Source organism: Melaminivora alkalimesophila, from assembly GCF_000282995.1.
In the GTDB taxonomy this organism is placed as follows: Bacteria; Pseudomonadota; Gammaproteobacteria; order Burkholderiales; family Burkholderiaceae_C; genus Melaminivora; species Melaminivora alkalimesophila.
This window is the reverse complement of record NZ_ALEE01000485.1, coordinates 1-4146: the sequence shown is the minus strand read 5'-3', so window position 1 is coordinate 4146 and position 4146 is coordinate 1. Positions and strand designations below refer to the sequence as shown.

Annotated in this window: 4 protein-coding genes and 1 pseudogene; 1 reads left to right on the top strand and 4 read right to left on the bottom strand. The window is 68.7% G+C overall.

Annotated elements, in window-relative coordinates:
- The 4 genes and pseudogenes from A612_RS09490 to A612_RS09475 all read right to left on the bottom strand — a co-directional run.
- A pseudogene (locus A612_RS09490) lies at positions 1 to 485 on the bottom strand (electron transfer flavoprotein subunit alpha/FixB family protein); the annotation flags it as partial.
- 31 nt (positions 486 to 516) lie between these two features.
- Positions 517 to 1272: an electron transfer flavoprotein subunit beta/FixA family protein gene (locus tag A612_RS09485; protein WP_019374258.1), complete on the bottom strand. Its 756-nt coding sequence runs from the start codon at positions 1270 to 1272 to the stop codon at positions 517 to 519.
- 180 nt (positions 1273 to 1452) lie between these two features.
- Positions 1453 to 2259: an enoyl-CoA hydratase gene (locus tag A612_RS09480; RefSeq protein ID WP_019374257.1), complete on the bottom strand. Its 807-nt coding sequence runs from the start codon at positions 2257 to 2259 to the stop codon at positions 1453 to 1455.
- A 33-nt stretch (positions 2260 to 2292) separates the two neighbouring features.
- Positions 2293 to 3252 (bottom strand): histone deacetylase family protein, encoded by a 960-nt coding sequence (locus A612_RS09475; protein ID WP_019374256.1) that lies wholly within the window; start codon positions 3250 to 3252, stop codon positions 2293 to 2295.
- A gap of 47 nt (positions 3253 to 3299) precedes the next feature.
- On the opposite strand from A612_RS09475, the gene A612_RS09470 reads away from it, so the two are divergent.
- A partial coding sequence (locus A612_RS09470) for an AAA family ATPase (RefSeq protein ID WP_040436509.1) occupies positions 3300 to 4146 on the top strand: 847 nt, incomplete at its 3' end.

Here is a 4146-nt window from a genome sequence, read left to right as displayed (position 1 = left end):
CCGCCGGTGGCGGGCGCGGCGTCGAAGCCGGTGCCGCGCACGGTGATGACCTTCACGCTGTCGCTGCTTTGCACGGTGGCGACGGCGTTGCCGGCGTAGATCGGGCGCTCGAAGGTGTCGGGGCTTTCCACCTTGGTGATGTCACTGATCTGCGCGACGTCCAGCTTGGCGGCCACGCGCGGCGCGACGTTCTTGCCGCTGGCAGTGGCGGGAAACAGGATGTGGCTGTAGCCGCCGGCCTGGGCCAGCTCCAGCACCTGGGCCGCGAGGTTCTCGGCCAGGGCATCCTTGAGCGAGGCGCCGTCGGCGTGCAGCACCTTGGTGACGCCGGCGATCTGGCTGGCGGCCTGGGCCGCGGCGCCGGCGTTCTCACCGGCGACCAGCACGTGCACGTCGCCGCCACAGGCAAGGGCGGCGGTGACGGTGTTGAGGGTGGCGCCCTTCAGGCTGGCGTTGTCGTGTTCTGCGATGACGAGTGCGGTCATGGGATGTTCTCTCCTTATCCTGGGCGGGCCTTCAGAGGACCTTGGCCTCGTTCCTGAGCTTCTCGACGAGGGTCGCCACGTCGGGCACCTTCACGCCGGCGCCGCGCTTCGGGGGCTCCGCCACCTTGAGCGTCTTCAGGCGCGGGGCGATGTCCACGCCGAGGTCCTCGGGCTTGAGGGTGTCGAGCTGCTTCTTCTTGGCCTTCATGATGTTGGGCAGCGTCACATAGCGCGGCTCGTTCAGGCGCAGGTCGGTCGTGACCACGGCCGGCAGCGACAGCTGCACGGTCTCCAGGCCGCCGTCCACCTCGCGCGTGACGCTCACCTTGTCGCCCGCGACTTCGACCTTGCTGGCGAAGGTGCCCTGCGGCAGGTCGGCCAGCGCGGCGAGCATCTGGCCGGTCTGGTTGGCGTCGTCGTCGATCGCCTGCTTGCCCAGGATCACCAGCTGGGGCTGTTCCTTGTCCACCACCGCCTTGAGCAGCTTGGCCACCGCCAGGGGCTGCAGCTCGACGTCGGCCGGGGTCTCCACCAGGATGGCGCGGTCGGCGCCGATGGCCATGGCGGTGCGCAGCGTCTCCTGCGCCTGCGTGGGGCCGCAGGAGATGGCGATGACCTCGGTGACGGCACCCTTTTCCTTCAGGCGCACGGCCTCTTCGACGGCGATCTCGTCAAAGGGGTTCATGCTCATCTTGACGTTGGCGGTGTCCACACCCGTGCCGTCCGACTTGACGCGGACCTTCACGTTGTAGTCCACCACGCGCTTGACGGGGACCAAGACCTTCATTGCGGCTCCTTCGAGGATGGTTGATAGCTGGCTGGATTGACGTTCACGTAAACCTGCTCATTCTATGGCGCACTGCAACATGCGAACAGGGCCACAGAACAAAACGAACGATCGTGCTTTTATTGATTATGCCAGCGCAGCGGCCACCGGTCGATCCCGCGGGCGACAGCCGGGCCGGCTTCAGGACCCGGAGCCGCCGGCCGGCGTCTTCCAGGCCGGCTGGCGCTTCTCGGCGAAGGCGCGCGCACCTTCCTGGGCGGCCTCGTCCATCATGTTGGTGGCCATGGCCTGGCCGGCGAGCTGGTAGGCCGCCTCCAGCCCCAGCTCGCGGTGCTGGTAGACCACGGCCTTGCCCATGGCGACGGCGACGCGCGGCTTCTCGACGATGGAGCGCACCAGCGCCTCCACCTCGGCATCGAGCTGCCCCGGCGGCGCCACGCGGTTGACCAGGCCTTCGGCCAGCGCCGTGCGCGCGTCGATGAAGTCGCCGGTGAGCAGCATCTCCATGGCGCGCTTGGCCGGCACGTTGCGCACCAGCGGAACGCTCGGCGTCGCACAGAACAGGCCGTAGTGGATGCCGCTGGTGGCAAAGCTTGCCTCCTCGCTGGCGACGGCCAGGTCGCACTGGGCGACCAGCTGGCAGCCGGCGGCGGTCGCCATGCCCTGCACCCGCGCGATCACCGGCACCGGCAGCCGGTGGATGGACAGCATCACGCGGCTGCACTGCGTGAACAGCTGCTGGTACCAGGCCATGTCCGGATTGGCCGCCATGTCCTTGAGGTTGTGGCCGGCGCAGAAGGCCTTGCCCTGCGCGGCCAGCACCACCGCCCGGGCGTCCGCGTCGCTGGCCACCGCATCCAGGGCGGCCTGCAGCGCCTCCAGCATCTCGCTGCCCAGCGCATTGAAGCGCTTGGGGTCGTTCAGTGTCAGGGTGTGCACGCCGCGCGCGTCGCGCTGCGCCAGCACCAGTGCCTGCTCATCGGTCATGGCGGGTCTTCCTTCCGGTCGGGTGGGTGCGCCTCACAGATCGGCCAGCACGCGCAGGTGCGCCTCCACGCTGCGCGCGAGCGGCCCCATCATGTAGCCGCCTTCCAGGCACGAGACGATGCGGCCCTTGGAGAAACGCCGCGCCACGTCCTTGATGCGCATGGTGATCCAGGTGTAGTCCTGCTCGGTCAGGCCGAGCTGGCCCATGTCGTCGTCGCGGTGGGCGTCGAAGCCGGCGGAGACGAAAATCATCTCGGGCCTGAAGGCCTCCAGCCGCGGCATCCAGAGCATCTCCACGATGTCGCGCACGTCCATGCCCTTGGTGTAGGCCGGCACCGGCACGTTGAGCATGTTCTCGGCCGGGTGCTGGTCGCCGCTGAAAGGGTAGAAGGGGTGCTGGAAGATGCCCACCATCAGCACCCGCGGATCGCCGGCGAGGATGTCCTCGGTGCCGTTGCCGTGGTGCACGTCGAAATCCACCACCGCGACGCGCTTGAGGTGGTAGCGCGACAGGGCGTACTTCGCGGCGATGGCGACGTTGTTGAAGAAGCAAAAGCCCATGGCCTTGGCGCGCTCGGCGTGGTGGCCGGGCGGGCGCACGCTGCAAAAGGCGTTCTCCAGCTCGCCCGTCATGACCGCATCGGTGGCGGCCACCGCGGCCCCGGCGGCGCGCAGGGCGGCCTGCCAGGTGTGGCGGTTCATCGCGGTGTCGGTGTCGATCTGCACATGCGCCGGGCCGCCTGCGTCCTCTTCCTCGATGAGGCGCTCGCTCATGCCGCGCAGCGAGGCGACGTACATGCGGTCGTGCGCCAGCTCGATGTCGGCGAGCGAGGCCAGCGGCACGTCGCGCCGCTCCAGCGCATCGGCCAGACCCGAGGCGATCAGGCGGTCCTCGATGGCGTCCAGGCGCGCCGGACATTCGGGGTGGCCGGCGCCCATCTCGTGCAACCAGAAATCGCGATGGCTGTAGTAGCCCGTCTTGCCTGCCGTCATTTGCCGCTTGCCCCTGGGTGTTTTTCGGATAACGTCGCGCCATCATGATGCATGCACAACACAGGATCCGGGCGCTGCTGGATCAGCTTAACACGGTGATCGTGGGCAAGGACGCCCAAGTCCAGGACTGCGTGGCCTGCCTGCTGGCAGGAGGGCACCTGCTCATCGAGGATGTGCCCGGCGTGGGCAAGACGACGCTCGCGCACGCGCTGGCACGCACCTTCGGGTTGCGGTTCGCGCGCGTGCAGTTCACGGCCGATCTGATGCCCAGCGACCTGACGGGCGTGTCGGTGTACGAGCGCGGCACGCAGGCCTTTGCCTTCCACCCCGGTCCGGTGTTCACGCAGGTGTTGCTGGCCGACGAGATCAACCGCGCCAGCCCCAAGACGCAAAGTGCGCTGCTCGAAGCCATGGAGGAGAAACAGGTTTCGGTGGAAGGCGCCACGCGTGCCCTGCCCCAACCCTTTTTCGTCATCGCCACCCAGAACCCGCACGACCAGCTGGGCACCTTCGCCCTGCCGGAGAGCCAGCTCGACCGCTTCCTGATGCGCATCTCGCTAGGCTACCCGGACCGCGCCGCCGAGCGGCTTTTGCTGGCCGGCAGCGACCGGCGCGACATGGTGGACAGCCTGCAGCCCCTGCTCGACGCCGAGGCGCTCGCCCAGCTGCAGCAGCAGGTGCTGGCGGTACACGCCGCCGAGCCCTTGCTCGACTACGTGCAGGACCTGATCGAGGCGACGCGCTCGGGCCGCTGGTTCCTGCAGGGCCTGTCGCCGCGCGCGGGCATCGCGCTGATGCGCGCGGCCAAGGCGCAGGCGCTGATCCAGGGGCGCGACTACGTGGCGCCGGACGATGTGCAGGCCATCCTGCCGCAGACCATCGCCCACCGGCTGG